Annotated in this window: 3 protein-coding genes; 2 read left to right on the plus strand and 1 reads right to left on the minus strand. The window is 35.1% G+C overall.

The window, feature by feature from the left end:
- Window positions 1–307: 307 nt before the first annotated feature.
- Window positions 308–1,201 carry a hypothetical protein gene (locus ACTS4L_RS11155; RefSeq protein WP_440617958.1) on the minus strand — a complete coding sequence of 298 codons (894 nt, stop codon included), beginning with the start codon at window positions 1,199–1,201 and terminating at the stop codon, window positions 308–310.
- Between the two features lie 252 nt (window positions 1,202–1,453).
- Between ACTS4L_RS11155 and ACTS4L_RS11160 the strand changes: the two genes are divergently transcribed.
- Both ACTS4L_RS11160 and ACTS4L_RS11165 read left to right on the plus strand, forming a co-directional pair.
- Window positions 1,454–2,065, plus strand: coding sequence for a recombinase family protein (locus tag ACTS4L_RS11160; protein ID WP_440617957.1), 612 nt, complete (start codon window positions 1,454–1,456; stop codon window positions 2,063–2,065).
- Window positions 2,066–2,074: 9 nt separating this feature from the next.
- Window positions 2,075–3,081: DUF4158 domain-containing protein (locus ACTS4L_RS11165; RefSeq protein ID WP_440652055.1), on the plus strand; the 1,007-nt coding region annotated here is incomplete at its 3' end.

Here is a 3,081-nt window from a genome sequence, read left to right on the forward strand (position 1 = left end):
CACTATCGTCATCCCTGTTGTTGCGGTGAATGTGTTGTAATCGAAATGGTTGATCCAATGTGATCAAAATTTCAGGTAAAACAACAAAACAGGAGCTTATATTATGGCAAGTGACATCGCACTCTTTCGGCTGTCGGTATTAGGGGTTAATTCCAGATAGCACTGGTTTTTCCCAGATATGATGCTTAGCCCTTGTTTCATATGGGTTACAGCGATCTTTATTTCAGTCAAATTTAGCAAGTACACTTTCCACAATCCCTTTAATATCAAGGTTTTGAGCGTTTTCACAAAACTTTAAACTTTCAATTTATAACTTTTGAGCATGATTTGTATCACTAGAATGGTGTCTTTCGTTTATTATTTGATCAAAAAATATTGAAGCAGGCATGGTCTTTTTTTCAGATTTAGCTTGCGTATATAAATTCTCGGTCCATTGATCTCGGCTTAACGATGCTTTGATGTTTTTTGTGGCTTGAGCAATACTGCTGAGTATTTTTTCTTGATACTCTTCAGGCTTTAAGTAAATATTCTTTTTGTTTGCTTCAATGGCTGTGGCAATATTATCTGGAACAACATACTTTCCAATTCCTGTATCTACCTTTTTTCCTGCAATATTTAAAAACCAACGACCATGAACCTTTGTAGATGCTTTTTGACATAGTCTCTGTAAAAATTTTTGATTATCACATACATTATCATAACATAACTCTTTTTGTAACCCACTCAATATATTTCTCATATAGGTGTTACAAGTGTATTGTTCATAACCTAATTGAGAGCGGCATATTTTTTCATTTTCATTTTTTATATAAGTATTGAGCGTATCTTCATTCAAATTTAATTTAAATAAATTTCCTTTTTCCGCTACATGCTTTATCTTTTCCTCTGGATATGAGCATTTAAACAAATGCATGGGGTCATTATAATCAAGAATACCAAAATCAGGATCTTGGGTCTGATCTTTAACTTTTGGCACTGGTAATTCAATTTCACCCTTGCGCAACTCTTTTTTTTGTCCACGGGAAAGTAGCATTAACTCAACAACTCTAACCTGATTATCTTTTTTTATCCAAAAACAAGAATGACCATCATGGTCAGTCTTCCCATTCAGATATGCATATATTCCATTATCTTCAATACTATCTACGTTACTCCCTATGGTTCTCGCAATTTCTCTACTTTCAGACGCTGTGTTAGGCATAGTTTACCCCAGTTCATAATGCACATTACAGATTGATAATATTATACTAATGCTGAATTAATTTTGCACCAGTATGAATATGCAATTCACTAATTTGGTCAAAATGATGGATTTTGCAATTTAAACGACCGTTTTCTTGGCGGTTTGATAATTCACATATTTCAATTCAAAATCAACAAGCAAACCCATTGCAATATTCAAAACTAATTTGTATTATTCAATTTATCTTTATTGGTTAAGGAGTTTTTTATCATGATGATTGGTTATGCCAGAGTGTCAAAAGCAGATGGTAGTCAAGCGTTAGATTTGCAGATTGATGCTTTAAAAAAAGCGGGCGTTGATGAGAACAGAATTTATCATGATTATGCATCCAGTAGAAAAGATTCACGACCTGGCCTTGAATCTTGCCTTAAGGCTTTGCAACCAGGTAACACATTAGTGGTCTGGAAGTTAGATCGACTTGGTCGTGATATGAAGGACTTAGTCACAATGATTGATGATTTGCATGCGTCAAAGATCAATTTTAAAGTTTTAGAAGGACATGGTGCGCAAATTGATACCACAACAGCAAATGGGCGCCTTATTTTTGGTATTTTTGCTTCGTTGGCTGAATATGAGCGTGAACTCATACGCGAACGAACTTATGCAGGTCTTGCTGCGGCTAGAGCAAGAGGCAGAAAAGGTGGCAGACCCACAAAAATGGATAAAGCAACTTTGAAAATGGCAATGGCAGCAATGTCAGATAGAAACGCCGTATCATCAGATATTGCAAAACGATTGGGGATGACAACTACAACCTTGTATAAATATGTAAATGGTGATGGCACACTAAAAGCAGCTGGCGATAAAATCATGAATAAGTGAGGACACTAAATGGCAATTTATAATAGCTTGAAGATTTTGAATGAAAACGAAATTGAGGAGCTATTTAAGTTACCCAAAATTGATCATGAGGATCGTGAGTCGTTATTTGAAATTACTGCAGAAGATAAGCAATACCTATCAAAAGAGCCTGAGCTTCGAGTTAAGCTGAATTATATCCTACAGATTGGCTACTTTAGAGCAAAACGCAATTTCTATCGTTTTGATTTCCATGAAGTTAAAGATGATGCGCAATACATATTAAACAGATATTTTTGTCGGTCACCTATCCCAAATAAAGCGGTCAATAAAAATAAGCATTACGCTGCACAGCATTTTATTATGGAAATGCATGGATACTCTCGCCATAGCGCTCAATTTGAAATTGAATTAGTACGACAAGCAAATCGTTTATCAAAGCGAGATTTAACGCCACGCTTTATATTTGATGAATTATTACACTACTGCGAGCAATATCAGGTAGTGCGTCCAAAGTATTCAACACTGCAATCAATGGTATCAAAAGCCATTACACGAGAAGAAAATAGGCTGCTTACAAAGTTGGAAAATCTTTTAGATAAATCGTCTCGATTAACTCTTGATGGACTTATTGCAAATGAAAAAACGATTTCTGATCTTGCTTTGCTAAAAAAAGATCCCAACGGTCTAACCACCACTGAAATGGAAAAAGAATTATCTAAACAGAGTAGTATTTTGATAGTGTTTGAAAAGTCAAAACACATGATTCCTGAGTTAGGGATATCAAGACAGAATTTACAATATTACTCTGAGTTGTGTGATTACTATGACTCATATCGCGTACGCGCATTTAGCAAGAAAAAGGCGAGATTATTAATGCTTTGCTTGATTTGGCAAAGGTTCACCAAGATCAATGATCACCTGATAGATTATTTTATTTATAAAACTAACTGGTATGAAACTGAAGCGTCAACAGAAGCAAGAAACTGTGTTTATGAGGCTAAGGTAAAAGCTAGTAGAGATAAGATAATTGCAAGCAA

This window comes from Cysteiniphilum sp. 19S12-1, assembly GCF_052030685.1.
Classification (GTDB): Bacteria; Pseudomonadota; Gammaproteobacteria; order Francisellales; family Francisellaceae; genus Caedibacter.

Coding starts and splice junctions, on each gene's coding strand:
- ACTS4L_RS11160 (WP_440617957.1), top strand. CDS start 1,454: ATGATGATTGGTTATGCCAGAGTGTCAAAAGCAGATGGTAGTCAAGCG.
- ACTS4L_RS11155 (WP_440617958.1), bottom strand. CDS start 1,201: ATGCCTAACACAGCGTCTGAAAGTAGAGAAATTGCGAGAACCATAGGG.